The 25,320-nt window shown below is 44.9% G+C and carries 27 protein-coding genes; 8 read left to right on the forward strand and 19 right to left on the reverse strand.

Going from position 1 to position 25,320, the window contains the following annotated elements; genetic code table 11:
• Window positions 1-11: 11 nt before the first annotated feature.
• From holA to VK70_RS15430, 6 genes are all read right to left on the reverse strand, one after another.
• A complete protein-coding gene (gene holA, locus VK70_RS15405) occupies window positions 12-1,043 on the reverse strand; it encodes a DNA polymerase III subunit delta (protein WP_025694222.1) in 1,032 nt (343 codons plus the stop codon).
• Between the two features lie 304 nt (window positions 1,044-1,347).
• A complete protein-coding gene (locus VK70_RS15410; protein ID WP_046723476.1) occupies window positions 1,348-2,589 on the reverse strand; it encodes a zf-HC2 domain-containing protein in 1,242 nt (413 codons plus the stop codon).
• On the reverse strand, window positions 2,586-3,134 hold the full coding sequence (locus VK70_RS15415; RefSeq protein ID WP_025691314.1) for an RNA polymerase sigma factor: 549 nt from the start codon (window positions 3,132-3,134) through the stop codon (window positions 2,586-2,588). The genes VK70_RS15410 and VK70_RS15415 overlap by 4 nt, the downstream gene beginning before the upstream one ends.
• Window positions 3,135-3,435: 301 nt before the next feature.
• On the reverse strand, window positions 3,436-4,263 hold the full coding sequence (locus VK70_RS15420) for a carbohydrate ABC transporter permease (protein ID WP_025695438.1): 828 nt from the start codon (window positions 4,261-4,263) through the stop codon (window positions 3,436-3,438).
• Window positions 4,263-5,147, reverse strand: a complete 885-nt coding sequence (locus VK70_RS15425) for a carbohydrate ABC transporter permease (protein ID WP_025695437.1) — start codon at window positions 5,145-5,147, stop codon at window positions 4,263-4,265. The genes VK70_RS15420 and VK70_RS15425 overlap by 1 nt, the downstream gene beginning before the upstream one ends.
• Window positions 5,148-5,233: 86 nt before the next feature.
• Window positions 5,234-6,565, reverse strand: coding sequence for an ABC transporter substrate-binding protein (locus VK70_RS15430; protein ID WP_025695436.1), 1,332 nt, complete (start codon window positions 6,563-6,565; stop codon window positions 5,234-5,236).
• A gap of 899 nt (window positions 6,566-7,464) precedes the next feature.
• Here VK70_RS15430 and VK70_RS15435 point away from each other — a divergent pair.
• The gene (locus tag VK70_RS15435; protein WP_025695435.1) at window positions 7,465-8,418 is read left to right on the forward strand and encodes a sugar kinase; all 954 of its coding nucleotides are present in this window, start codon (window positions 7,465-7,467) and stop codon (window positions 8,416-8,418) included.
• A gap of 77 nt (window positions 8,419-8,495) precedes the next feature.
• Here VK70_RS15435 and VK70_RS15440 read toward each other — a convergent pair whose 3' ends face one another.
• A complete protein-coding gene (locus VK70_RS15440) occupies window positions 8,496-9,521 on the reverse strand; it encodes a LacI family DNA-binding transcriptional regulator (RefSeq protein WP_025695434.1) in 1,026 nt (341 codons plus the stop codon).
• Between the two features lie 804 nt (window positions 9,522-10,325).
• Window positions 10,326-10,898 (reverse strand): TetR/AcrR family transcriptional regulator, encoded by a 573-nt coding sequence (locus tag VK70_RS15450; RefSeq protein WP_025695432.1) that lies wholly within the window; start codon window positions 10,896-10,898, stop codon window positions 10,326-10,328.
• A 129-nt stretch (window positions 10,899-11,027) separates the two neighbouring features.
• Between VK70_RS15450 and VK70_RS15455 the strand changes: the two genes are divergently transcribed.
• The 4 genes from VK70_RS15455 to VK70_RS15470 all read left to right on the forward strand — a co-directional run bounded on the left by VK70_RS15455 (window position 11,028) and on the right by VK70_RS15470 (window position 14,159).
• The gene (locus VK70_RS15455) at window positions 11,028-11,966 is read left to right on the forward strand and encodes an alpha/beta hydrolase (RefSeq protein WP_046723478.1); all 939 of its coding nucleotides are present in this window, start codon (window positions 11,028-11,030) and stop codon (window positions 11,964-11,966) included.
• Window positions 11,967-12,238: 272 nt separating this feature from the next.
• Complete coding sequence (locus VK70_RS15460) at window positions 12,239-12,574, forward strand: EthD domain-containing protein (RefSeq protein WP_025696370.1); 336 nt, start codon at window positions 12,239-12,241, stop codon at window positions 12,572-12,574.
• 535 nt (window positions 12,575-13,109) lie between these two features.
• Window positions 13,110-13,601: a MarR family winged helix-turn-helix transcriptional regulator gene (locus VK70_RS15465; RefSeq protein ID WP_158454070.1), complete on the forward strand. Its 492-nt coding sequence runs from the start codon at window positions 13,110-13,112 to the stop codon at window positions 13,599-13,601.
• Window positions 13,602-13,670: 69 nt separating this feature from the next.
• Window positions 13,671-14,159, forward strand: a complete 489-nt coding sequence (locus VK70_RS15470) for a DoxX family protein (protein WP_025696368.1) — start codon at window positions 13,671-13,673, stop codon at window positions 14,157-14,159.
• A gap of 21 nt (window positions 14,160-14,180) precedes the next feature.
• Here VK70_RS15470 and VK70_RS15475 read toward each other — a convergent pair whose 3' ends face one another.
• The 11 genes from VK70_RS15475 to VK70_RS29560 form a co-directional block, all read right to left on the reverse strand.
• On the reverse strand, window positions 14,181-14,693 hold the full coding sequence (locus VK70_RS15475; RefSeq protein WP_025696366.1) for a hypothetical protein: 513 nt from the start codon (window positions 14,691-14,693) through the stop codon (window positions 14,181-14,183).
• Window positions 14,620-14,826 (reverse strand): stalk domain-containing protein, encoded by a 207-nt coding sequence (locus VK70_RS29555; RefSeq protein ID WP_158454072.1) that lies wholly within the window; start codon window positions 14,824-14,826, stop codon window positions 14,620-14,622. Before VK70_RS29555 ends, VK70_RS15475 begins: the two co-directional genes overlap by 74 nt.
• Before the next feature lie 120 nt (window positions 14,827-14,946).
• The gene (locus VK70_RS15480; protein ID WP_025696364.1) at window positions 14,947-16,083 is read right to left on the reverse strand and encodes an MFS transporter; all 1,137 of its coding nucleotides are present in this window, start codon (window positions 16,081-16,083) and stop codon (window positions 14,947-14,949) included.
• Between the two features lie 8 nt (window positions 16,084-16,091).
• A complete protein-coding gene (locus VK70_RS15485) occupies window positions 16,092-16,706 on the reverse strand; it encodes a sugar O-acetyltransferase (RefSeq protein WP_025696362.1) in 615 nt (204 codons plus the stop codon).
• 112 nt (window positions 16,707-16,818) lie between these two features.
• Window positions 16,819-17,820, reverse strand: a complete 1,002-nt coding sequence (locus VK70_RS15490) for an ROK family protein (protein ID WP_025696360.1) — start codon at window positions 17,818-17,820, stop codon at window positions 16,819-16,821.
• A 31-nt stretch (window positions 17,821-17,851) separates the two neighbouring features.
• The gene (locus VK70_RS15495) at window positions 17,852-18,442 is read right to left on the reverse strand and encodes a sugar O-acetyltransferase (protein WP_025696358.1); all 591 of its coding nucleotides are present in this window, start codon (window positions 18,440-18,442) and stop codon (window positions 17,852-17,854) included.
• Between the two features lie 33 nt (window positions 18,443-18,475).
• Window positions 18,476-18,778 carry a P-loop NTPase family protein gene (locus VK70_RS28940; protein WP_051505123.1) on the reverse strand — a complete coding sequence of 101 codons (303 nt, stop codon included), beginning with the start codon at window positions 18,776-18,778 and terminating at the stop codon, window positions 18,476-18,478.
• On the reverse strand, window positions 18,775-19,083 hold the full coding sequence (locus tag VK70_RS28945) for a P-loop NTPase family protein (RefSeq protein WP_051505122.1): 309 nt from the start codon (window positions 19,081-19,083) through the stop codon (window positions 18,775-18,777). Before VK70_RS28945 ends, VK70_RS28940 begins: the two co-directional genes overlap by 4 nt.
• Window positions 19,084-19,394: 311 nt before the next feature.
• Window positions 19,395-20,891 carry a WG repeat-containing protein gene (locus VK70_RS15505; protein ID WP_025696355.1) on the reverse strand — a complete coding sequence of 499 codons (1,497 nt, stop codon included), beginning with the start codon at window positions 20,889-20,891 and terminating at the stop codon, window positions 19,395-19,397.
• A 1,000-nt stretch (window positions 20,892-21,891) separates the two neighbouring features.
• Window positions 21,892-22,527: a hypothetical protein gene (locus VK70_RS15510; RefSeq protein WP_155986931.1), complete on the reverse strand. Its 636-nt coding sequence runs from the start codon at window positions 22,525-22,527 to the stop codon at window positions 21,892-21,894.
• Between the two features lie 814 nt (window positions 22,528-23,341).
• Complete coding sequence (locus VK70_RS29560; protein ID WP_411431679.1) at window positions 23,342-23,536, reverse strand: GntR family transcriptional regulator; 195 nt, start codon at window positions 23,534-23,536, stop codon at window positions 23,342-23,344.
• Between the two features lie 547 nt (window positions 23,537-24,083).
• Between VK70_RS29560 and VK70_RS15520 the strand changes: the two genes are divergently transcribed.
• The 3 genes from VK70_RS15520 (at window position 24,084) to VK70_RS27295 (ending at window position 25,127) form a co-directional block, all read left to right on the forward strand.
• Window positions 24,084-24,416, forward strand: coding sequence for a hypothetical protein (locus VK70_RS15520; protein WP_036641082.1), 333 nt, complete (start codon window positions 24,084-24,086; stop codon window positions 24,414-24,416).
• 68 nt (window positions 24,417-24,484) lie between these two features.
• On the forward strand, window positions 24,485-24,919 hold the full coding sequence (locus VK70_RS15525) for a pyridoxamine 5'-phosphate oxidase family protein (RefSeq protein ID WP_201778731.1): 435 nt from the start codon (window positions 24,485-24,487) through the stop codon (window positions 24,917-24,919).
• Window positions 24,920-24,950: 31 nt separating this feature from the next.
• A complete protein-coding gene (locus tag VK70_RS27295) occupies window positions 24,951-25,127 on the forward strand; it encodes a hypothetical protein (protein ID WP_179945317.1) in 177 nt (58 codons plus the stop codon).
• The last annotated feature ends 193 nt before the right edge of the window (window positions 25,128-25,320 follow it).

Genomic DNA, 25,320 nt, shown 5'->3' on the forward strand with positions numbered 1-25,320 from the left:
AGATAGAATTCCTACGCCGGCCTTACTGCACCAAGCCGCAGCATGAACAGCTCCAGCCCCAGCACCTTGTCAATTCTTCCTGTCTTCATCTGGTAATCCAAATCGGCCAGGCTGCTCAAAATCTCTCTCAGCTGCGCTCCGCCGAACTTGCGGGCCTGCTCTCCTGCCAGCTTAACGGCATAGGGATGAAGCCCAAGCTGGGAGGCAATCTGACCTTGGGAATAGCTTTGAGCCGACAAATCCTTGACCTGCAAAATAATCCGGAACTGCCGCGTGATCAGCGCGGCGATCTTGATCGGCTCCTCCCGCTGCTTGAGCAGCTCATGCAGCATTCCCACCGCCTTATCCAGACGCAGATTCGCGAGTTCCTCTACCAGCGTGAAGACGTTCTGCTCCGTCCCGCGCGGCACGAGACTCTCCACAGCCGCTGTATCTACCGTTCCGCCGCTTCCGGCGAACAGACACAGCTTGTCCATCTCGGCTGTCAGCCCTTGCAGCCCCGTGCCGGCACAGGCGATAAGCGCCTCTGCCGCCCCCGGCGCGGCGGTACAGCCGCGATCCCGGATGCCTTTTTCCACCCAGCGGAGAAGCTCCTCCGCGCCGAGCGGATTAAACGGCAGCACGGTGCCGGCCGATTTCAGCGTTTTAACGATTTTTTTGCGCTCATCCAGCTTGTCGCTGTTGACCAGAAAGACGATTACGCTGAATTCAGCGGGACGCGTCAAATATTCTTGTAGGAGATCAACGCGGTGCTCCAGCTTGGCGTTATCCTTGCCTGCCGTGAACAGCGAAGCATCCCTTACAATCAGCAGCTTGCGGGGCACCATGAACGGCACGGTCTCCGCTTCTTCCACCACCGCCTGGACCGGCGTTTCGGAAAGGTCGAAAGGAATCACCGCAAAATCACGGTCCTCCTTCGCAATCAGCTCGCTCTCCAAAAAAGCCGCAAATTCGTTCATTCGGAACTTTTCGCTTCCATATAAACAATAAACCGGGGAGAACTTCCCCTGCTTGATTTCCTTGGCCGCTGTCTTGGCATCCACCTTCGCGCCACTTCCTTTTTCAAGTCTGCTCGTTCATGACGTTGTACGTTACAATAGTTTAGCAAAAAATGTTCCTGCGCGTAAATGGCCCCGGAAAGCAAAAGCGGAGAAGCTTCGGCATATGCAGCCAAAACCTCTCCGCCCTTACGCGGCTCATCTATATAAACGACGGTTCGGGAAGCTCTAGAAACTTCCTTAGCCGTCGGTCATACCGATGTTTGTGCAGGGGAATGCCGTCCCAATGCAATTCCTGTCCTCATACTATATTGTATTCGGCAGCTCCGCAAAACGTGCCAACTTTTCACTATTTTGTTGAAGCTCCCGGTGACGGCGGCGAGGACGCCGGCGCTGCCGAAGCCGATGGGGCAGCGGCAGGGTCTGCCGTCTCCTGCGGTACGGTATACGCGCCGCTAACCTCATTTCCGTCCGTTTTCGTCACATACGTAAACTGCCGGCTGTCCTCCGACCATTTTCCCGACACCCAGGTTCCTTCAATTGCAACCGTATCGACAGCCTGTCTTCCCTCTGAATCAGCTGCTGCATCGCGGTAGATTACCAGTTGCTTGCCTTCCACTACCGCCGTATATCGACTGTCGGGCGACGTCCATGACAGGGAATCCGGCGACGGTTCCGCAGGAGCCATATCCATAATTCCCATATCTGCGCCACTTGATTGCGGCGCCTGCAGCGTGTTATCCGACATTATGGAATCGCTCCGTTCGCCGGCCTTATCATCTGTACTGGCTTCCGGCGACGCTGACGCATTGGCGGATGGCTGGGGAGTTGCCATCTGCTTGTTAGAGACTCGTCTATCCTTGCCCGGGTCTGCGCTTGCAGCCGGCCCTTCCGTACGATTACTGCGTGCTTTCTTCGTAGGTTCGGCTGTATTTGGCTTCACGCCGCCGCCCTCTGCGGGTTGTCCGCCACTCGTCGGCGAGGGGCTCTCCGGTGCAGCCAATGTTGACGTTCCGGCATCGGCTGGAGCGCTGTTCTCTCCGCTTCCCCCAAAGGTTACGCCCGCCCCGCCGGAAGATTCCTCCGGGCCCGTATCCGCTCCACCGGCATTCGCCGCCGAACTTGCATTCCCCTTAAAGTCGTTATACTCAGCGGTACTCTTCATCATATTGTCCACCTGCGCGCCCGGCAGCTTCTCCGGCATATTGAATATGGCAATGCCAAATATTACTGCGGCCGCGGCAGCCCCAATTCCGAAGCGGCCTGCCAGTGAGGAGCTCTGGCGGGCCTTGGCCCGTGACGCCTTGCGGCTCATCTGCAGAGAGTCCGTCTCTGCCGTAGATGGAGCCGCCGCCGCGGCCCTCTCCCGGTCGATGGCCTCAAGCTTCGGCATAATCGAATCCACCAGACTGAAAGGGGGGCTGACGTCGGGGAGCTGCTCCAGCTCGCTGGACAGCGCGTTCAGCCGTTCGAACAATTCCGCGCAGGAAGGGCAACCATCGATATGGCGGAACATTTCCAGACTTTCGTCCCGGCTCAAATCATGATCCAGATAACGATGCATCCATTCCATCACCTCCGCGCAGTTCATCCCGATACACCACCTTTCTGGTACTCCTGTAGTCTGTTTTGCAGCTGCTGCCTTGCCCGGAACAGGTAAGATTTCACCGTATTAAGCGGAAGGTCCAGACTTTCTGCAATCTCGTTGTAAGAAAAATCCTGCAAATAACGCAGTACAATAACCGTTCGATGATGCTCCGGCAGTTGGTCAATAGCCTCGCGGATGTCCTCCGCCAAATACCCCGAGAGAACTTCGCGTTCCACATTTTGCTTATCCTTGAATACCATCTCATGCTCGTCGATCGAAACAGTCGGCTTCGTCTTCCTGAATTTATCTATACATATATTGGTCACGATCCGCTGAACCCATGTCTTGAATTGGGCCTTCTCTTCATAGGAGCCGATTTTGGTATAGATCCGGATCAAAGCCTCCTGCGAGGCGTCCAGCGCATCCTGTTCGTTATGCAAAATGTAAAAGGCCGTCTTATACACCTGGCCTTCAATTTCTCGCAATAGGGTGATTAGAGCGTCGCGATCGCCCGATTGAGCGGCTCTGACGAGTCCCTGCTCCACCACGAAGGTTCCCCCTCTCTATGCAATCTTACTGACGCGCAAGACCGCAGAATTGTTGCAATCTGTAATAATATTTTTGTCGTCTTTTAATGAAGCTTCTTTTCTCGGCACACACTTTTCTAAGCATACAGGGAAAGTTTACGGCAATCAAACGTTCCCCAGCCTAATTTTATTACAAATTTGACACATTGGGATATTTAAGCAAGAAAAAAAGCCAACCTCCAATTTCTGGTTGACTTCATCTATGAACAGCTGTCTCCCAGCCATTTGACATGGTCAGAAGACAGCCCGTTTTTTGCGGTTGTTACTTAACGGAGCCCTGCATAACGCCCTGAATGATATATTTTTGCGCGAACAAGTAAATGATGACTACCGGGAAGATGCTGAGTACCAAGCTGGCCATCAGCGGGCCGTAATCCACGGTGTAGGTGCCATAGAAATTGAAGGTGGACAGTGGAAGCGTACGCTGAAGCGGATCGACGAGAACGAGTGACGGCAGCAGAAAGTCGTTCCAGATCCACAGCACGTTCAAGATGGTTATCGTCGCCGTCGTCGGCATCAGCACCGGGAACACGATGCGGAAAAAGGTCTGGGTAGGCGTACAGCCGTCAATCATCGCCGCCTCCTCCAGTTCCTTCGGTATACTCTTCACGAATCCGTGGTAAATGAAGATCGCAAGCGAGCAGCCGAATCCGATATACATAAAAATCAGCGCCCATTTGTTGTTCAGCATGTTGAGTGATCCGTAAATTTTGACAAGCGGAATCATGATCGCCTGGAACGGAATAATCATAGAAGCCACCATCAGCAAAAAGGTGTATTGATTGAATTTCGTATCGTACCGGACAAAATAATGCGCGGTCATTGCCGCAAACAAAGAGATAAACAGTACGCTAAACAGCGTGATAATGACCGAGTTGGCAAATGCGTGGAAGTAATTCATTTTGTCCAGCGCAATGCTGTAATTCGAGAACACGAAGCTTGTCGGCAGAGTAAGCGGGCTTGAGGTAATGTCCTTGTTCGCTTTCACCGAATTGAACAGCAGCAGCACGAACGGAACGATAAAGACGAACAGGATGACCGAAAGACCGATTACCGTCAGCCAGGAGGTTTGCTTTTTGAATCGCTGCATTAAGCCTCCACCTCCATCTTCTTGCTGAAGTATACTTGAAGCAGGGTAATAACCGCCACAATCAGGAACAGCACCAGCGCTTCGGCTTGGCCCACCCCATAATCCCGGGACAGAAACGCCTTCTGATATACATGCATCGAGACCAGCTCGGTGCTCTTGAACGGCCCGCCTTTCGTCAACGCAAGGTTGACATCATAGACCATAAATCCGCGCTGCAAGGAAAGGAAAATACACACGATAAACGAAGGAACCATGAGCGGAATGGTCATACGCGTCATTTTCAGCCATCCATTCGCCCCGTCGATGCTTGCTGCTTCGAGGATATCCCCGGGTACTCCCGTCAGACCGGCTACGTAGATAACCATCATATAGCCTGCATACTGCCATACCGCAACAATGACGAGCGTCCAGAAGGCGCGGTTCGGATCGGAAAGCCAGGAGGTGCTGAACAGGCCGATGCCCATTTTTTGACCCAAGAATACAAGCACGTTGTTAAAAATGAACTGCCAGATAAAGCCGAGGACGATGCCGCCCAGAAGGTTGGGAAGGAAGAAACCGGCCCGGAAAAAGCTCTGCCCCTTCAGGCCCTTCGTCAGCAGATAAGCCAACAAAAAGGCAAGCATATTGATGAACACGACCGTGAACAGCACATACTTGAGCGTCAGGCCGAACGACTTCCAGAACTCCGCGTCTTTAAAGACCGCCCCATAGTTTTGAAAACCCACCAAGGATTGTGTCGTGGATATTCCGTCCCAATTCGTAAACGTCAAGTAGATGCCGTACAGGAACGGAACAATCATTACTGCGACAAACGCGAACAACGTCGGACCCGTGAACAGCAGTCTGAGCCGCAGGCGGCTCCACACCCCTTTATCCGTAACCATGTATATCCCTCTTCCTCTTCCTATAAGATTGGCTTGGTAACGGCGGATAAGGGATGGTCCCTTACCCACCGCCCTAGGCAAGCCCGTTATTCTTTTACGTTAGTCCAGTACTGCTCGATTTCTTTGGCAAGTGCCGCGCGGTCGCTTTGCTTGGCAAGATATTTTTGCATCGAAGCGCCCACATTCGCCCAGTGGTCAGCCGGAAGATCGCTCATCGACTGCTCGGATTTGCCTCTGGAGATGTAATCCTGAATCGACTTGCCGAGCGGGTCGGCGGCCGGAAGCGTAATATTTTTAAACGCCGGAATAATATTGGCCTTGTTCACCAGGAAATCCTGGCCTTGCTGCTCATACACGATCCAGTCAAGGAATTTCTTCGCCGCATCCTGCTGCTCCGGTGTGGATTTCTCTTTGTCGATTACAATCCGTTTGGAGACGGCCGAGGAGATTTCCTGGTTCCCATAGTCGCCAGCGTTATTGCTGATTGGCACCGGCAGGAAGCCGTACTCTTTGTTAGCGGTATCAAAACTGCTGATTTGCGGCCAAGCCCAGTTGCCCATGAACCAGATGCCTACTTCGCCTTTGCCGAGCAGTTCGGGACCGCGTTCATAGGTTCCCGCCAGCGGGGAAGCTTGATCGATATTGTACTTCGCCATGACGTCAAATGTATCCATCAGACCGTTGAATACCTTATTGCTTGCAAGATCGACTTTGCCTGCCCGCAGATTATCGATAAAAGCGTTGACCTTGGTCATATCTTTATCCTGACCGGCATAGGCCAAGGAAAAATAGTGGGCGCCGAGCGACCAATCCATCGGAGAAACGACCAGTGCTTTTTTTCCACTCGCTTCGATTTGTTTAAACAGATTTTCCAGCGACGCTGTGGTGTTGATTGTGGACGGATCAAAGCTTCCGCCTACCGCCTTGTCCACGACCGCTTTGTTATAAATAAAGCCGTAGCCTTCAATAGCCAGAGGGAATGCATAATTTTTACCGTCGATTGTAGTCAGGTCAAGGGCATGTTCCACAGCGTCCGCATTCCATTTCTCGCCGCTCAGGTCAAGAATGCGGTCTTTGAATTTGGCTACGTCCCCTGTATCCAGCATGATCATGGTTGGAGGATTGCCGGAAGCATACAGAGTGGAAGCGCGTTCAAAAGGAGAGCCGCCATTAGGAACAGGCTGAATTTCCAAAGAGATCGTCGGGTTTGCTTCATGGAAAGCCTTTGCGGCCTCCTCAAGCTGTGGCTGAATCTCGCTCTTGGAGTTAAGCAGCGTTATTTTAATGCCGCCGCCTGCACTGCCGTTCTGCCCGCCGTTTGCGGACTGTGTATCGCCTCCCGAGCTGCTGCAAGCTGAGAGAATCAAAATTAGCGTCAGCGAGAGAATAAACCACTTCATCTTCTTTACATGTTTCATGGAAAAAGCCCCCTAATTCCAATTTATAAACCGCTTACATTTCGGATTATATGATAACCGATTAACATATGTCAACCGGTTATCATTGGTTAAATGCAATTTTTTAAGCGTTATCATTGATAAACTATAAGGAGTAAATGCTGATTTATTAGTTGAAATGCTAAAAACATCGTTCACTTTGGAAAACTGGGACGATATCATCATAATTGCTGATAGGCTATACTCCGAAATTGAAAGCATTTACAATGTAAATCAACGGGAGAGAGCTACCGCTGAAGGCAACATCAGTGTTTTAGATATTAAAAGATGATACGGGGTTCAAGAAGTCAGTAGCACTTTTTGAATCGCTCCGAGATCAATCAACCTCCTATCAGCTAACAGAGTACAAGCGGATTATGGAAAAAATTCTTGATTAGAGGGAGGAATTCAAATGAAAAAGGTGTTAATAATCATGGTCTTAATTGCTTTAGTAGGTGTCAACGCCACCGTTGCCAGTGCCGAGGATGTTGCTAATACTGTTGTGCCGCTCAGTCATGGAGTAGACCACTAGCATAACGAAACCTCTACAATCGAGTAGAGGTTTTCTTTATGACTGGTACCCCACTATAAAAGCCCTCTTTGTCCGGGCCATCAAATTGCCGCCGATCCTACCACGATACAGCCGCCCGGAATCCATTTCTCCATATTATCCAGGCCGACGGAGCCGTTAGGCTTTCATAGTATATTTTTGATAAATTATTTTATTAATATTTAGTAACAAATGGATTGATCATATCATTAAATTGATAAAGACCCGTTAATTTCAGGCTCAATGTCGTTGTACAAAACCGGTTTATCTGCTATCTTCAAACATAGCTTAACAATACAAGGACAATCCCTTTTTCTTAGGAGGAATCACCGTGAGCAAACATTTGGACGTAGTCACTTTCGGAGAGCCGATGGCTATGCTTTACGCCAATGAGGAAGGACCGCTGGATGAAGTGATGTCATTTTCCAAAGCTTTGGCCGGAGCGGAGAGCAATGTGGCTACAGGCTTAGCGCGTCTGGAGCATACGGTCGGCTATGTAACCAAGCTTGGCGAGGACAGCTTCGGATCTTTCATTTTCAAAGCGCTGAACCAAGAAGGCATCGATACCTCAAGCATCTCCTTCTCCAGCGAATTTCCGACCGGAATGTTAATCAAATCGAAGGTTGTTACCGGCGATCCCAAGGTGGAATATTATCGCAAACGTTCAGCTGCCTCTAAGCTGGGACTTGCCGATTTCGATGCATCCTACTTCGCCTCGGCGGGACATCTTCACGTAACCGGCATCTCCTCGGCAATCTCTCCTGAATGCCACGAGTTCTCCGTTCACGCCATGGAATTCATGAAGCAAAGCGGTAAGACCGTCTCATTCGATCCCAACCTTCGCCCGGCCCTCTGGCCCGGCGCCAAGACGATGGCAGACAAGATTAATGACCTCGCCGTCCGCTGCGATTGGTTCGTCCCGGGTCTTGGCGAAGGCCAGATTCTGACAGGGCTGAAGGCGCCGGAGGAAATCGCGTCCTACTATTTGAATTTGGGCGTATCCCTGGTCGTTATCAAGCTGGGTCCGGAAGGCGCATACTACAAATCTTCCGATTCGGAGGGCTATGTGCAAGGTTTAAAGGTCGATCAGGTCGTGGATACGGTAGGCGCAGGCGACGGCTTTGCCGTCGGGGTGATCAGCGCCCTGCTGGAGAAGCTTACGCTCGAAGAAGCGGTGCGGCGCGGCAACGCCATCGGCGCTTTGGCGGTCATGTCTCCCGGCGATAGGGACGGACTGCCGACCCGCGAACAGCTTGAACGGTTTATCAGCCAAGGCACGAACTGACAAAAGTACAGAACAGAAGGGTCCAGAGGACATCGCCTAGCAAAAATGGCCGGGTGATGTCCCGATAGCAAACCGTTTTATTTAGAAATTGGCGCTTGTTGGACCGAGTCCCCCGGTTGAAGAGACGGAGTAAATCGGTAAGTAATCGGCACGGTGGAGCCCGTGTCTTCTATGCCGGAGAGGATGATTTTGGAGGCCTCCATTCCCATTTCATACGCGGGTTGGCGGATCGTCGTAATCGCGGGATTATAGATCGTTGCGAACTCCGCATCGTCGATGCCGATAACCGATAAATCACGCGGGATGGATAAGGAATGCGTATTCGCAAATTTTAGCATTTCGGCGAGTGCAATATCGTTGGCCGCAAGCAGCGCGGTCGGAGGCTGAGGCAGAGACAGCAGCTGCTCAAGCGCCCCCGCCATGTTTTCCCTGGATGCGCTGCACACATAATCCTCCCGCCACTCTTGCCCCGCTTCCTCGACCGCCTTTTTGTAGCTGCTAATCCGTTCCTTCCGCGGTGTAATCGCGTAGCGGCCGGCCGGCAGCGTCAGCAGCGCGATCCGCTCATGCCCATGCCGGATAAATTCTTTATATGCCGTCTTGACCGCCATTTCATTGTCGAGCAGCAGGCTCTGGGTCGCAATGCCCTCGACAAGCCGGTCCAGGAATACCAGCGGATAATTTTTTTCGAGCAGACGATGGTAGAGGGAGGGATCATCACCGGTAGGAAAAACAACCAAACCGTCAACCTGCCGGGCCATCAGCGTTTCGATATACTTCGCTTCCTTCTCCGGATTCTCGTCCGCGTTGCAGATAATCAACTGATTGCCGCTGAGCTGAAGCTCGTTCTCAATCGCCCGGATACATTGAATGGACAAAGAATAATTAATATCCCCAACGATGACGCCAACCGTGTTCGTCCGGTTCCGCTTCAGGCTGCGGGCCAGGCCGTTCGGCTGATAATTCAGTTCGTCGATCACCTCGGCGATCCGCTTTCTCGTCGCGTCGCTCATATATTTATAGCGCTTGTTCAAAAACTGCGAGACCGTGCTTTTCGACACGCCCGCCTTTTGCGCCACATCTTCGATTGTCAGTTTTTTCATTTTTTTCGCTCCATGCTTCTACTAAATCAATCGCTCATTATTAAAAAGTATAGCTGTATTTTAGTAAATTTACTATAATGCCATTCTCCTATACAACCTGTGCTAACCTGAGACGATTCGACGGTTACCGGTGCCCCGGCTCGCTACCAGGTTAAAGTTTGAACCTAACTTGAATTCCGCAGCCAAGCTGCTCCGTTCGAGGTTTTGCTCCCGTGGCGGGGGGCTTTTAGCACATCAACGGCGGATGCGCCGCCGTAACTTAACTCATAAGTTTGCCGCTTTGGCAAGCTTATGCTTCCAATTTACCGTGGAAAAATTATGCTTCCATTGGAAATATTGACGTGGCGAGAGCGACGGAAACTGAAGAAAGCCGAAAAGCCCCCGTTGTTCGACAAGCTCACGCAAAAGCTCTGGAACACATCGAGAACTTCAACATTAACGACATCAAGCCTATTGACCCGCTCGCTGAGATAAACAGGCAGATAAATGAAAATCACAACAATTTGCTCAGAGGCTTGAAGATAAAGCAATAACAGAAATACACCGCTCGGGCTATTCCGCAGCGGTGTGTTACATCTTAATCCATTCTTTAAGATTTTCAAATGTTGTCAATATACAGTGAAAATAAAGTATTAGACTCACCCCAGAAAATTGAAACAGCGACCTCTATGGACGAAAAAAGTCCTAGACTGTCGTTGTTTTTATTAAACTAACGTTCTTCGTTAGCGTAACTGTTGAATTTTCTGGGACGTATCACTCCTCCGCCTTGCCCCGCGTATGATCATCGAGCCGGCTTCACAAAAACTAGTCTCGAAGATCTTGACAACACAAGTGGATGGCGTCACACAACTTCTCTTGGAATTCTTGCCGCGATGATAAACGATGCTTCCAAGTCAATGCACATGTACATAGCATGTCGGCAATGGTCGCAGCGCGAGTCTTAACGTCTTTTGTATTTTTCCCAGATGACGCTAGAATGACTTGTTCGAGTTTCTTTTGAAACGATGAACTGCTGTTTTCAACAGCGTCGCCGAGAACGCGCTCACATTGGACCACAAGATCAGACGCTTCAGGATGAAGGAATCCTACGTGACGGCCAAACCACTCGTCTAAAGCTTGAAACAGTTTTTCTTCCAGCGTTAAGCGGTCATCCTCAAGTATCTGATCGGCGGATTGCAAACCGTCGTCCAACGCTTTTTGAATGGAAGCGCTAAAGATCTCATCTTTATTTTTAAAATGAAGATAAATCCCCTGACGTGTGATGCCCGAGGCTTTCGAGATATCCTCAATGGATGTTTTTTTATAGCCGTACCGAACAAAAATATTCAGAGCTGTCTCAAGAACGTACGCCAGTCTTGCCGATTCTTTTTTATCCATATATTCAGGTTAACGAATAGATCAACAAATGTCAAGTTTGTTCAATTTCATACTTGACATTCAATACTCAATATGTCAACATCGTAAATGTAAGTTCGAAAACAAAATAAAATTTTGGAGGGATAATGCATGAAATACTATACTAAGACGGACGTCACCTTCGACAGTGCCGGCGTGAAGATCGCCGGCCACCTCTACACACCCGACGGAGAGGTCAGCGGGCCGCGCCCTGCGATCGTCGTCGGCCATCCCGGCACCGGCGTCAAGGAGCAGGCTGCGGGCCTCTACGCAAAGCGCCTGGCCGAGCGGGGTTTCGTCACTCTTACCTTCGACGCCGCCTATCAGGGCGAAAGCGGAGGCGAGCCGCGCGGATTGGAGGACCCAGCCCACCGCGTCGAGGACTTCAAGGCTGCCGTCTCGTTCCTCAGTGTGCTGAGCGAGGTCGACCCGGACCGCATCGGCGTACTGGGCATCTGTGCCTCTGGCGGCTATGTGATCCCCGCCACTGTGACAGACCACCGCATCAAGGCCGTCGCCACCGTCAGCGCCGTCGACATCAGCCTTCAATTTCGTAACGGCAGCGATGGCAAGCAGGACCCCGCCATCATCCATGGCATGCTCGCCGCCGCAGCGGCGGCCCGCACCTCCGAAGCCCACGGCGAAGGCGTCGGCACATTCCCGATTTTCCCGGAGACCGAGGACCAGGCCCGCGCCTTCGGCCAGCACGCCTTCGAGGGCTGGGAATATTACTGCACCGACCGCGCGCAGCACCCGCGTTCGGCTAAGGTCTTTACCTGGAACAGTATAGACCGCATCGCATATTTCGACGCGTTCCGGTTCATCGACCTGGTGGCGCCTCGCCCGCTGCTCATGATCGTTGGAACTCAAGCCGTCACGTCATGGATGACGACCGAAGCGTTTGCGAACGCGCAAGAACCCAAGGAACTGTTTTGGATTGACGGTGCCACCCACGTCGACCTTTACGACAAGGACGAGTACGTGGCGCCTGCGGTTTCGAAGCTCGCGGAGTTCTTCCTTACGAATCTGACCGCCCCTGGCTCGGCTTGAGGCGCCATCGGCTGGCTCGATTGCTAGATCTCCAGGCCTCGCTTCCAGCCGAAGCTCCATTCAATGCCGCCACCATCCTTGGCAACGCCAGTACAATCTCGCCAGCCCCGTATTACGGGTAACCGAAATAAGCGGAGCCACGAAAGTTCATTCATCTGCGAGCGGTGCAGCTAGAAGAACTCGTAGTAAACCTTCTCTACTGTGGCCGTCAGCACCTCGGGGTGAACATAAAATCCATTAGAATAATTTAAAAACTAGCGAGGTGGATCAACATGATTAAAGTAATGGCCTTTCTTACCAAAAAGGATGGAATGAATACACGAGATCTTATCGAATACTATGAGAATCAACATGTACCACTGATTACTAGATTGGCACCAATCCCTAGCGTTTACAAACGCAACTACATTCTACGAAAGGACGACTCTAGTACAAAAGATGACTTCGATATCGTGACAGAACTCGTATTTCCTGACCGTGGTGCTTATGAAGCTTGGGTAGCTAAGATGTATGCTCCACACTCTGGAGTTGCAGAGGACGAGCTCAATTTTCTTGATCGTTCGCGAACTAGATCTTATGTCGTCGAAGAACACGTGACTTCCGAGTAAGGGTCAAATTTTAATGTATTAATAGAAGAAACATTTACAGTTAGATATCAAGTAAGAAGACCGTATCGCTTGAAATGTCGCCACTCTCTTCCGTTGTCGGAAGCAGGACGGCGATTTTTCATATACGATGACGGAGACGCGGGGATATAATTGACGGTGGTAGTGTTCGTAATCTCCGACAATCATAAGGAGCAGGCGTATCGCTGGATATAAATAAGAACAGGGAGATGTAAATGTTTAGCCGCCTCATCTCCCTGTTCCCCACGGCTTCGCCACATCTATCGTATTGAATTCACATACAGATATAAAGTCATATTCTACGGAATCATCGGGGAAACAGTCCTTATTTCGTAAACCCGAAATAAAAGAACTTTGGAGAGAAACTCTAAAATCACTTGGATACTAAATAATACAGCAGCAAATTCAACCCCAAAGAAATGCTTCAAATCACAATAAAAAAGGGTCGCAGGCAGCTCCCGCATTCAATTCATTCGACTCCCTCGGTGCGCAATGAAGCATCAGGCTCAAAAATCATTTGACAATAGCGTTTAGGTACTATACACTTTGTTCTATGATGAATAATGATGAACTTTCAAAAGAGAAAATTAGCAACAGCCTCTTGGATGTGTTCAAAACTTTCGCCAAACTGGATAGGAAAAATAGAGATTATGGTGTAGGCGAGCCTTTATTTCATTCCGAGATCTATACGCTAAATGAAATAAGAGAGCATAGAGGCATCCATATTACGGCGTTGGCTGAATGTTGTGGAGTTACGAAAGGCGCAATATCCCAAGTACTGAAAAAACTTGAACAGAAAGGGTTAATCACAAAAGAAAAGGATGCCCGCAACCAATCAAGGTTAATTCTACAGGTAACCCCTAAAGGTGAAATTGCATACGCACACCACTTAGATTATCAGAACCAATTCAAAAAAATGGTTGAAGAAGTATTAGGAGACGCTCCCGTCGATAAGGTTCAATTTATTAAAGATTTTTTAATGAAGCTAGAGAAACAACTTGGCAAATGATGCATCTTTTTTTTGGAAAATGTGTTTAGTTGCTATACACACTAAAACTAATTTTGTGGAGGGATTTTTATGGAACCGCTTATTGTGCTCGTTGTCGTCACGCTTGTCATTCTCATTGCAGGAGTTGCTGGGGTAAGCCGTTTGCGCCCATGGCCCGTTGCGCTTCGAGGCGGTCTTGCAGCGATGTTCATTTTAACCGGCTCAGTTCATTTCTTTTATATGCGGACAGAGATTATTAAAATGGTTCCTCCTATCTTGCCGTATCCCGACCTGATTGTAACGCTCACCGGTGTACTGGAATTGGCCGGGGCAATAGGTTTACTATGGCGTCCCACTGTTACATGGGCAGCCGGCGGGCTCTCACTTCTACTGCTTGTCATGTTCCCTGCCAATCTTTATATAGCTATTAATGGCCTTGCGACAAGTCCGGAGGATAAATTGATTCCCCGCACCCTAATGCAAATTCTCTTCCTTTCCGTAAGCCTTGCAATATGGATGTTTTACCGCCGTCATCGATCTGTTAGGAAACACGGTAATGATTTCGGACTGTCCAAATGATTCAAATTACAGCCGCTGTAATTAGGGGAGGTCTATGGTGTAATCCTCCCCTGTTATACCTTCAAAGAGGATGTACTGAAAGCTCTCTAACTCCGTTCTTTTCCAAGTGCGTGTAATGACTTCATCTTTCTTCACCTCAGGATTGGCTTTCTTTCTATCATAGGAAAAAGCTCCTGAAGAATATAAATAGAGTGGATGCAAATACTCATCTCCAGCAGGAATATCTTTTCCTGAGATGTTTTTTGCTGTAACTGTCAAACTCATGCTATATGTGTTTTTTTCTTTCTTGCTTTCAAAGGTATAAGACAGCGGAAAAAAGGCCTCTTGGTCATAAACCGCAGTCCTGTCAAATTCTTCAATATTAATAAAAGTAGGGGTCTTTTTTAGGCTTTCGTCTGTGACTATCAACATTTGACGCTTCTGGTCCCAGGTTCCGTTCACTTTAAGTCCATCAACTAAATCACGAAAGGGAACAAACAGACTTTGCTGGTTGAACTGTAGGTTTAACATCTGTTTGGATTTCTGCACTGTCATAGAACGTCTGATTGGTCATCATATTGATTTCTAGAACGTGGTTGTTTAACTGGATTTTGACCCACTTTCTTTTCCCATCATAATCTACCTTAGCTCCTAGCAACTGACTTACTGAACGCAGGGGCAGATACAAACGACCATTTAACAGGTAAGGTTCTTTATTTGGATTTGCTATTCGTTAGACGATAAACCCACATTGAAAGTTGCAAATGCAAGCAAAAAATTCTGTTATGCTATTTTATAATGATCATTTTTATCTCTTTTCTTTTAAGTTATAGCCAACCAACAAACCTGTTCCAATCAGCATGATAGCAATATACAGAAGTAGTTGGATAGTTGAAGCATTTATAATAGTTGAAAAAGTATTCCAGAATATCGGTGCAATGAATTGACTACCAATAATCATCAACGAAAACAAAGAATTGATTTTCGCAATTTCATGATTGGGTGTAAAGGTATTTAGTTGTAAAATGATATATGGTCCTGTAAAGGAATAAATAAAATTAAACAGAATCGCACTGATCATACTAAGAATAACATTTGAGGATAGCGCTAGTACTAATACCATTATACCTGCGCCAATATAACCGAAAGCAAACAAACGATAGTGGAATCTTTTTAAAAGAAAACCAAATAATACGCCAGCAAATAATCCCATTAAGTTCATTAAGCTTAGGGTTAAACCACCTAATGACGTGTTGCCATTTTCTAGACCAGAAAGTAATGTTGGTACTTTCAATTGAACCCCAAATATAATAATAAATGTCCACAAACAAAGCGATAGGTATATCACTGCCTGTTTTGAAATAGCAAAACGATTTCCTGTTTTTTCATGTGTTACTTGTGTAGGTACTTCTGGAACAAATTTAAAAATCAAAAAGAAAATAGGGATCAAAATTAAATGTAAAAGATAAATCGATTGCCAATGGTAATGAATCACTATAGCAGCTAACAATAAAAAGATAGAATTTCCTAAAGCAGATATCCCCACTTGCATTCCTAATAAAGTAGCTTTCTTCTGTCCTTCATAGAAAATAGAAATCAGTGAAATCGCATGTGGTGAAAATAATCCTATTCCTAGTCCTAAAACAAACCGTAACAAAAACACAACGACAAAATTAGACATGAAAAATGGAAGTACTCCTGAAATTGTAACAAGAAAAATACCTAATAATACTGTTTTTTTCATTCCCATCTTTTTTACAAAGAACGAATTAAAAATAATTGTAAAAATAGACCCTAAACTAGGAACTGTCACCAGACTTTCGATACTTCCTAAATGATAATTCGAATAATATTCAACTAAAGAAGGAATTGAAGCCGATAACAAGGTGGCAACTCCAGTAATTAACGAAAGAGAAAGAATACTTATATCCTGTGCTTTTTTCATTTCATCATCTAGTCAATCATTTCTTGTTCGTACTCTTCTTTTAATTTCGTCCAATAAGCTTTATCTTCGTCTGTTACTTCTCGCAATACTCTGCAAGGATTACCAGCAGCTACGACATTATCCGGAATGTCTTTGGTAACAACTGAACCCGAACCAATGACCACATTATTCCCAATCGTCACTCCTGGATTAATTACTGTGTCGCCGCCTACCCAAACATTATCACCAATTGTGATTGGTGTCCCAAATTCAAGTCCAGAGATTCTTACTTCGGCATCAATTGGATGACCTGCAGTGTAGACTCCCACTCTAGGACCAAATAAGACATTATCACCAATGGTAATTGGTGCAACATCTAGCATAATACAGTCGAAATTGGCATAAAAATTCTCACCTAAATAAATATGATCACCATAGTCACATCTAAAAGGGGATTCAAAGTAAACATTCTCACCAGTTTTTCCTAATAACTCTTTTAATAACTCTACTCGTTTAGCTGATTCATCAACTGTGGTTGAATTATACATATGGAGAATGCGACGATTTCTCTTATTCATTTTTCGCAATTCACTATCTCCTTTGTACAATTTTCCAGCCATCATTCGTTCTCTTTCTGTGCGCATACAAAAAAACCTTCAAGTTTATTAGTTTTCTTTATTAAGTTTGCTTCATTTTATCCTAAAAAAATAAAAACAACAAGGTCATAACAAAATTTTCTGTTATACATCGCTTTATTTAAAATGGATGCTCCAGAATAATCTTTAATCCTAGTTCATTAAGTCCGATTAAATACGATTCAGATAAATCATGATAAATCTTAAAATTTGCCATATAGCCATATGGAAAGACTTGATTTATTTTTTCAGATATTTTCCCCCATATTTCTTCTGTAATCAATTGATTTGTGTCAAAAATAACTACTTCATGCGGATCATACATACTAATGATTGGTCGAAGTGATTGTTCCACAAGTGCTGCTACTTCTGAGCGATTTACTACAGGAAATTGTAAATTTTCATAATAGGAAAGGTGCTTCAATTCACCGCTCAAACCATTTGCACCGCGAAAAATGCGATCATGAACAACTAATGCCGAACCTGGAGGATAGTTTTCTAGATAGTACACTCCTGCTACAATCTCTTTTGTACTTTTTTTCTTCGCAAATCCATAGGTAGCCGCATTAATGTCATTTTCTATAATAACAGGTAAATCTGTAATTCTTTTTAATTGTGTTCGAAGATTAATATTTTTCATTGAAGAAAAATCCATGATTTTAAACTCGCCATCAATTTCCACTCCTGGAATACCAATGACAATAACGGATATGTTCGAATAGTCATTCAGAAGTGTTATTATTTCGTGCCAAACACAATCAATATTATTTTCTGACAAGTGAAGAATTTTGGTTGTGATACATTCATGATATAAATTAGATACTGTTAGCAATGCCGTATGTTTTTTATCATTTTCATAAAAACGAATAGTCAAAATATATTTATACTCTTTGTTTAATTGATAGATCATTGCTTTTCTACCACCTGTAAAAACAGACTGTTGAAGAGCAAGCAGCTCGCCAGCATCAATCATTTCACTAATTAATTTATTGGTCGTTACCACACTTAAAGAAGTTCTACGAGCAATTTCGGTTTTCGTTAGATAGTGTTGTTGTTCAATAAATAGTTTGCGAATAGCTTGGATGTTATGTTGTTTTAAATCATTAGGTTTTTGAGATTTCATCCTAGTCTCCTTTACAGTAAATACGAATTCATTACGGTTGAAATCCGGTCTTATCTTTCTCAGTAATTTCTCGAATAACTTTACATGGAACACCCGCAGCGATTACATTAGCTGGAATGTCTTTATTTACAACACTTCCCGAACCAATAATGGAGTTGTCACCGATCGTTACGCCTTGATTGATATGGACGCCAGCGCCAACCCAGACATTATTTCCAATGGTTACTTTTTTCGCATAACATCCTCCCGCTACACGTTCTGTCGCATCAATCGCATGATTCGATGTGTAGATTCCCACTCTCGGTCCAAACAGCACATTGTCTCCAATTTCAATTCCACCACCATCTAACATGACACAATCAAAATTGGCATAGAAATTATTCCCAACAGAAATATTGAAACCAAATTCGCATCTAAAATTTGGTTCAAAATGAGCTCTTTTTCCTGTAAATTTCAATAGTTGTTTTAAGATTGTTTCTCGAACTTCTGAAGACTGACCAAAGCTTGCATTGTATTGATTAGTAAGCAATACTGCTTTTTCTCTAGCTTCTATTAGTTCTTTTGTTAAATCATTGTACATGGCGCCACTTAGTATTCGTTGTCTTTGTTCTTCTAAATTCATGATTAGCAACTCATTTCACGTTAGTTTGTTGAGCTAAAACACTCCGATAAAATCCCCGCTAAATATTTCTGCTTCCAATTCCCTTCTTGCCTTCAGAACCTGCAGGGTTCCTTCTAGCCCTTTATTACCCTGCTTTTTTCCATACCCTTGGTTTGTATAATATTCAATAAATCCCTCCGACCATTCTTTAGGTCTTTCCTTAACAGCCTTTCTGAAAGAATGATCAAGATCGTTCTGCTCTACGTAAATCAACAATGGATTCAGTCGCTCCACAATCGTTGCCAGTTCTATAACATAACTTATAACGTCTTCCTTTTTTGCACCGTATTTAATCATTCATCTGGAAAGCTTGACCCGTATTCATTTTTAATTTTTCGATATTCCAGGAAGTAATTGTCACCTTGCTTAATCATACGATGACTCAACAAATCTTTAAACTTTTCATGGGTACTCAATAATTCATCGAATTCATTTTTCTTAAAACGGGCGACTCCATCATAATCAGCAGGATGCTCCAAATTCCCTTCTAAAAACAGCTGAGATTTAAGGTTCATTTCCGTTAGAATTTCATGAACTAGTTGAGCAGTTGTTGTTTTCCCGAATCCCGGTAATCCTTCAATCAAGACTAACTTCGATTTCATAATAAAATTCCTCCATTCGTTATTAGGAGGATATGTAGGTTAGGATCAATAGAGATGCGGCTTCCCACGAAAATAAAAGCGGATGCCATCAGGTATCCGCAGAATGGGTTTATGATACACCTTTCCCTGCATACCCTGTAAGATTAAAGAAAAGCATGCCAATAAAATAGTGTGGTCACTATTACAGGCATCCTTTTGAATTGTTAATCTTTACAGAGTAATCCACATGATTAGGTTTATGCTCCTTTGTATGCATCTCTATTATTTAAATTAACATTGAGCAAAGATAAATACAATATTCTTGAAGCGGCCTAATAATTGGCCTCTGGCCACAGAATCTTCCCTGTTTTATCGATCAGCAAAGAGGTATGCGTGTTGTCTTGATTAAAGATATGGGTCCTGGCTGCCCCCCCGCGAAAACCCTCTACCCAAGCGAATTGAGGTTTGATGATAACGTCCCCGGCCAGATTTTTGTATCCGTAAAGATTATTGGCCTCATAAGGTACCAATCCTTCGCTATAGGTGCCAATATGATCAGCGCCGGGGACAGCCGTTAGCTTCCCCTTTGTATCCATCAGCCACTGTTTATAACTGTTTCCGCTCCTCCGGACAAAGAGGATATACCCGTTCTCGAAGATCCCGCCAAAGCCGGCGTCTTTACCGTACTGGGGCTTCACAATCCATTTGCCGGTTTTGTCGATTAGCCCGCTTTTTCCGTTCATGCTGGCTACTGCAATACCGTCCGAGAAGGGGCCTGCCCAATCAAAAACGGGTTTCAGCGCCCACTGCCCTTTGGTGTTGATAAACCCGGTTTTGGTTGTAATCTTGCCACCAGTCTTGACCAGTACGCTGACCGCTGCTTTTCCTTCGGAAAAGGAATCGGAGCTCTGGATACCTGAAATTACGGGAATGGCTGTTTTTCCGTTATGGTCAATATAATAGGTTTTATCGCCTCTAACGACCTTGGCCAGCCCATCCGAGAAATTATAGGCTCGCTCATATACCGCCGGAATTACGATCCGCCCGGTACGGTTCAGATAGCCCATCCGTGCTTGGATACCACCGCCTTTCATCGTCACCAGATCCTTAAAAGTGGCCAGCCCTTCATTAAACTGCCCCAGTTGATAGTGAGAAGCGGCGAAGGCCAGCTCCCCGGCCCGGTTCATGTAACCGGCGCTGATCCCGTTCTTTTTTACCGGAATCAGCTCTTCATAGCCAAAATCCAGGTTTTCCGTATAGGAAGTGCTGAGCATTTCTTGGCCCAGACTATTCACAGCAACCGTACCTTCAGTTGTTCTGAAACTGTACCAATACTGGCTGTTCAGCTTCTCCCCGGCATCTCCCTCTACAGGACGGAGCTGGATGAGGTTCGTGTCGGACACTATTGAATAGCCGCTGCCACTTAATTCTCCAGCTAGGGACAAGGGGATGAATAGATTTCCGTTAATATAACGCGGCTTTTGTTCCAAAGTCTTAACTTTCCCGTTGAAAACGGCCTTATCAGCTCCCGGTTTAACGGACAGGCTGGACCCCTTGCCATTCTTCAGGATAACCTCTGAGGCGGTCACCGAAGTGAATCCATACCCGAACCTTTCCACAATAGGACGGACCGGCACCATTACCGCACCGTCCTGCACGATTGGGCCTTCGGGGAGCAGCAGGTGCTCGCCCTGATCGAACAGCTCCCAATTATCGGCATAGGCCGTCCGGTTTCCGAATCCAAGCAGCGCGGATAGGGTAAGCAGGCCGATGGTTACCGTAGTTATCATATTCTTTTTACCAGTAAACAGGTTTCGGTAGGCACGCATAAGAAATAATCTCCTTCTATATGGTTTTTTTTGGAATTGGAATATTCAATTAGACGCCACCGAAAGTAAATAGTTGCTAGTTCCTTTCTACATTTCAACGAACCGTTCATGGAATTGTATATCAAGGTTTCTGTTAATTGTAAAATCAACATATTAATGGACATAAAAATGCACGATTTTTTTGAGTAATTTATCTTGAAGTTTTAACTGTTAGTTCTGGAAAGAACTTTGGGTTCCCACAATAACGAAAAATAAACTCTCTTCGTTCTAATAAATGCATAAAAAGTATATATGCAGTTTTAAAACAAAACTATGTTCTAGCAACAATAAAATTATAAAGGAGCGTTAGAATTCGAATCAGATATCGGTTAAGGTAATATTGAAGTTATCCAACAGAAGAGGCTGAATTCAGAGCATTTATACAGCAATTTGTGATCGTAAATCGAATTATATCTTAGTCATAACCTCCGGTCTCTCTTTCAACGTTAAAAGTATCTACAAGCAAATCTACGCAGATTTGCGGAGGCACCCGACTTTCGGACCGCGCTGACGGTCCATAAGGTAATTGATGCGGTGCAAAGGCCAGCAGATACGAGGACAAGGATAATACTCCAGAAAATAACGAAATACCACAACATTCCTGCGAAACATTGTCCTGGAAGGTGTGCTGAATCTTTTCCACGATTTTTAAACTAAACTGCCCGAGGGAGTTCAACTACCTTATTCGACGCTCCCGCGGCAACGTGCTGTGGTCTTAGTTCGACTAAAGCTAAGTACCAGCAGGGGCAATTCTTGCATCCAGCTTTATCCCCCTAACATGAACCTTATTGGAAATGGAACTATATTATTGTCACTCATCGGGAATGAAATAGAATGAAATCAGTTTTGTCATCGACAAAGTGACAAGAACTTGATCCTATGAATGAGAAAAGCCGCCATTTCAGCGACTTTTAATGGGAAATGTTCTTTCATCCGACAGTATGTTTTTTATTGAGCTATTTTATTTTTCGGTATTCACTTTATCCATGCAAAGGTCAATCAAGGCAATCATACGGTAAAACAAGTAATCAATCTGTTTCATTGATGTTATTTTTATTTTTCCTGTTTCAAAGTGCCTAATCTGATAATTGTTTCCGATTGATGTAAGCGCAATAAATTCGCTATCAAGAAGCGTTTCAAATTGCTGGGTGTTACCTGCTACATTTGTTACTAATGTAGTCGCAGAAGCTTTCTTGTTGCTTGGATTATAAAACGTCTTTATGCGTTCAAAAGCATCCCAAATTTTCTCAAGTGCAATTTGTCGGTCAAACTCCTTCGGCTTGCGAATATTCTCAACAGCAGCATTAACTAATTCGTTGAGGTCATTGTCCTTTGATTTTATGTTAAGGTTCTGGAGAACTGCGTCCAACTGCGTTGGTAATTGGCGTTTTATTATACCGTCGGTATCGAGATAAAAAACAATACCGTTCCGCGCAAGAATCTGATTAACTTCGGTACGAAATCTTTCTCGCTCACTTTTCGTTTTCGGGAACCAAATGTGATAATGCCGGAAATAGCTATGATAGTCATCCTCTTTTATATCGACAATGTAAGAATAGCAAAATTCAATGAAGTCCAATAATGCATACTTATCCATGTCGTCTCTATCGTCCCATTTAACGTCAACAGGCATTTCCATCTCAGGAATTTGCGCTTTAATGGCAGCATTAAGTAGCCGATGATCTGTACCACAAACCATTCCGTTGTCGGACAGGTATCGGAAAACTCTTGCGAGAAGTTCTTCTCAAATTTCTTAAAAACGCAAACTATTCCGTTATAAACGGATAGTGTTATTTCCTCTGATTTTAATTCCTTTTTTCCAAGTCCCCTATCGCTAAAATAATCGGGTGCCATGCCTGTTACCCTTTTCTGTCTTTGTAATCCAATTCCTATTTGTTTTCTACATTGATGACAACAATCCCTGTTTCCTGAAAACTTTACAAACTTTAAGTGGCTTAGCAAGGAAACTAACCTGTTTGTCCGTATAAGGTTATAAATATATTCTTGTCCCCCGACTTAAGGCCGGGTATGAGAACCAGTGCCATCCCGACTCGTTACCACATTACTTTGCGGCCCAGGTATTGATCAACCTGTCCATCTCTCTCCACAGGTTGTTATACTTTTCGTATTCTCCCAGAACAAGGCGAGCCACCCCGTTTTCCGGGTCATGTTCGGAACGCGGTAATTTGATGATTTGATACTGTATAATGGAATGTTTGGGATACCCCTTGGGACAAGCAGTTTCGTCAAACCAGTTCCCGGTTGGTGGTTTTAACGCCTCGTTCACCATCGGTACGATATGTCGAGCTAGGTTGTCCAAATCAATTTCTTGTTCTTTTGGGGGGACATACAGGATGGTCAGCTTTATGTTAATTAAAAGAGGTACTAGTACTTCATCAGTCTAAAAGCAGTTAAATCATGGAATCTATGATATAGTCAAAGTAGTTGTGTGGACTGTTGTTGCTTTTCAGTTCTATTTTATGCACTATATAACCACTGCCAATTCTACTTTGAACGTATCCTTCTGAACAAAGTTGCTGATATGCACTTTCAACAGTATTTCTGCCAACCAGCATTGTTTTTGCAAGTGTCCTGGTGGAAGGCAACTTCTTCTAATTCTCAAGAAGTTATTTTATCTCTCAATTGGCTGTATATCTGCATATACAATGGTGTTTTGGAATTCTTATCTAATATCAGCATGGGGCACCTCTTTTTCGAACTGTATCCATCGTTATTTAATAAATCGGCTCTTCAGGCAATGACGATTATATTATATATTAAATTTTTAAAGCTTCAATAACTACTATACGAGGAGGAATACGATGCATGTGTTTGAAATACCAAAAAAATAATGCGAAAAGCTCAATATTCCTAATTTAAAAAGCTGGGGGATTGATAAGAAATTTTTGAAGAATCTCTTGATTAAAATGGAAATTGATGCGATTAACAGCGGCAGCCCTGGGAATAATTCCAGAATACCAACATATGAGGAGATCATTGAGCTTTACCGTATTTGTTATGACTACAAATTGCACCAGTAAATAGCTGATTTTCGCCTGACAAAGATACGCAGAGGTTTTGAATAAGACGAAATATAGTACTCTATCGACCATTGATACATTATTAAAACAATGTGGAAGGGGATATAAGCAGATGAACAAAGACATACAAGTGGACGAGGCGGTTATTCATTCTTTTCATCAAATGTGGGATGGATTTCCAGGAATTGCACGCCTGATAAATAAAAAACACGTTGTTCTTGCATCCAATAAGACAGCGGAGCAAAAAGGATTTACAGAAGGTATCGTATGTGCAAGAGTAGGAGCTCCGGAATCGCATAAAGGTTGTATGGCGAATGTTATGCTGAAAACACAGACGGCCCAACTTGACCGAACAGCAGAAGATAAAGTCCGGGGCTGGATACCGGTAGAGGGATATGAAGAATTATTTGTTCACTTCACATTGGCAATTCCAGAAAAGAAGTGATTTTAGAAAAAGATTTGGAAAGGAGTGAGTGATTTATTATGTATAGGGAAATGAGGAGAAAGGACAAGTTGCTTTCAGATGAGGAAATGATTCAAATTCTGAATGCCGCTCCTTATGGTGTGTTATCCACTATAGGTGAGGATGGGATTCCCTATGGTGTGCCAATAAGTTTCGTTTATTCAGACAACAACATCTATTTTCATTCAGCTCTCACAGGACATAAATTGGACAATATAAAGCATAACAATCATGTGTCTTTTTGCGTCGTAACTGATGTGGAAGCAATTCCAGATAAATTTACAACAAAATTTAAAAGTGTAATCATTTTTGGTACTGTTAAGGAAGTTTATGAAGACGGAAAAGTGGAAATTTTCAAGCTGCTCTTGGAGAAATTTTCAAGTGATTTTATGGAATCTGGAATGGAAAATATAAGAAAAGCAGGCAGCAGTACCAGGGTTTTTCAAATTGACATCAATCATATTTCAGCGAAAGGAAAGAAATAATTAAAATAATTTTGAAGACTGGATGTGCGAAATGGATACGATCAATAATGTTCTTAGTTCAATGATTTCTTATTGTGCAGGGGATGCAAAGCGAATTAATCACTTTTTGAAGGTATATGGCTTTGCAAAAGTAATTGGCGCAATGGAAGGGTTAAACGATACTACACAAGAGGTTCTAGAAATTGCTGCATTAACCCATGTCGGTTGACAAGAACATTATCTCATTGATTGCCGCAAAGATCGCGGCTTTTTTATTTTATGAGATAATGTCAAATTTGAATGACAAGAACTTTATCCCATTTCCGATTTTGACAAGAATATTATCTCATTCCCGACAAACTAAGTATGGTAAAAATGCGGTGCTTATCACCCAATAACGGAAAAGGTCCGCTTGCAGCGTT

Source organism: Paenibacillus durus ATCC 35681 (assembly GCF_000993825.1).
Taxonomy (GTDB): Bacteria; Bacillota; Bacilli; order Paenibacillales; family Paenibacillaceae; genus Paenibacillus_AQ; species Paenibacillus_AQ durus_B.

Coding starts and splice junctions, on each gene's coding strand:
- VK70_RS15410 (WP_046723476.1), bottom strand. CDS start 2,589: ATGAACTGCGCGGAGGTGATGGAATGGATGCATCGTTATCTGGATCAT.
- VK70_RS15420 (WP_025695438.1), bottom strand. CDS start 4,263: ATGCAGCGATTCAAAAAGCAAACCTCCTGGCTGACGGTAATCGGTCTT.
- VK70_RS15425 (WP_025695437.1), bottom strand. CDS start 5,147: ATGGTTACGGATAAAGGGGTGTGGAGCCGCCTGCGGCTCAGACTGCTG.
- VK70_RS15430 (WP_025695436.1), bottom strand. CDS start 6,565: ATGAAACATGTAAAGAAGATGAAGTGGTTTATTCTCTCGCTGACGCTA.
- VK70_RS15440 (WP_025695434.1), bottom strand. CDS start 9,521: ATGAAAAAACTGACAATCGAAGATGTGGCGCAAAAGGCGGGCGTGTCG.
- VK70_RS15450 (WP_025695432.1), bottom strand. CDS start 10,898: ATGGATAAAAAAGAATCGGCAAGACTGGCGTACGTTCTTGAGACAGCT.
- VK70_RS15455 (WP_046723478.1), top strand. CDS start 11,028: ATGAAATACTATACTAAGACGGACGTCACCTTCGACAGTGCCGGCGTG.
- VK70_RS15460 (WP_025696370.1), top strand. CDS start 12,239: ATGATTAAAGTAATGGCCTTTCTTACCAAAAAGGATGGAATGAATACA.
- VK70_RS15470 (WP_025696368.1), top strand. CDS start 13,671: ATGGAACCGCTTATTGTGCTCGTTGTCGTCACGCTTGTCATTCTCATT.
- VK70_RS15475 (WP_025696366.1), bottom strand. CDS start 14,693: ATGACAGTGCAGAAATCCAAACAGATGTTAAACCTACAGTTCAACCAG.
- VK70_RS15480 (WP_025696364.1), bottom strand. CDS start 16,083: ATGAAAAAAGCACAGGATATAAGTATTCTTTCTCTTTCGTTAATTACT.
- VK70_RS15485 (WP_025696362.1), bottom strand. CDS start 16,706: ATGCGCACAGAAAGAGAACGAATGATGGCTGGAAAATTGTACAAAGGA.
- VK70_RS15490 (WP_025696360.1), bottom strand. CDS start 17,820: ATGAAATCTCAAAAACCTAATGATTTAAAACAACATAACATCCAAGCT.
- VK70_RS15495 (WP_025696358.1), bottom strand. CDS start 18,442: ATGAATTTAGAAGAACAAAGACAACGAATACTAAGTGGCGCCATGTAC.
- VK70_RS28940 (WP_051505123.1), bottom strand. CDS start 18,778: ATGATTAAATACGGTGCAAAAAAGGAAGACGTTATAAGTTATGTTATA.
- VK70_RS28945 (WP_051505122.1), bottom strand. CDS start 19,083: ATGAAATCGAAGTTAGTCTTGATTGAAGGATTACCGGGATTCGGGAAA.
- VK70_RS15505 (WP_025696355.1), bottom strand. CDS start 20,891: ATGCGTGCCTACCGAAACCTGTTTACTGGTAAAAAGAATATGATAACT.
- VK70_RS15510 (WP_155986931.1), bottom strand. CDS start 22,527: ATGGATAAGTATGCATTATTGGACTTCATTGAATTTTGCTATTCTTAC.
- VK70_RS15520 (WP_036641082.1), top strand. CDS start 24,084: ATGAACAAAGACATACAAGTGGACGAGGCGGTTATTCATTCTTTTCAT.
- VK70_RS27295 (WP_179945317.1), top strand. CDS start 24,951: ATGGATACGATCAATAATGTTCTTAGTTCAATGATTTCTTATTGTGCA.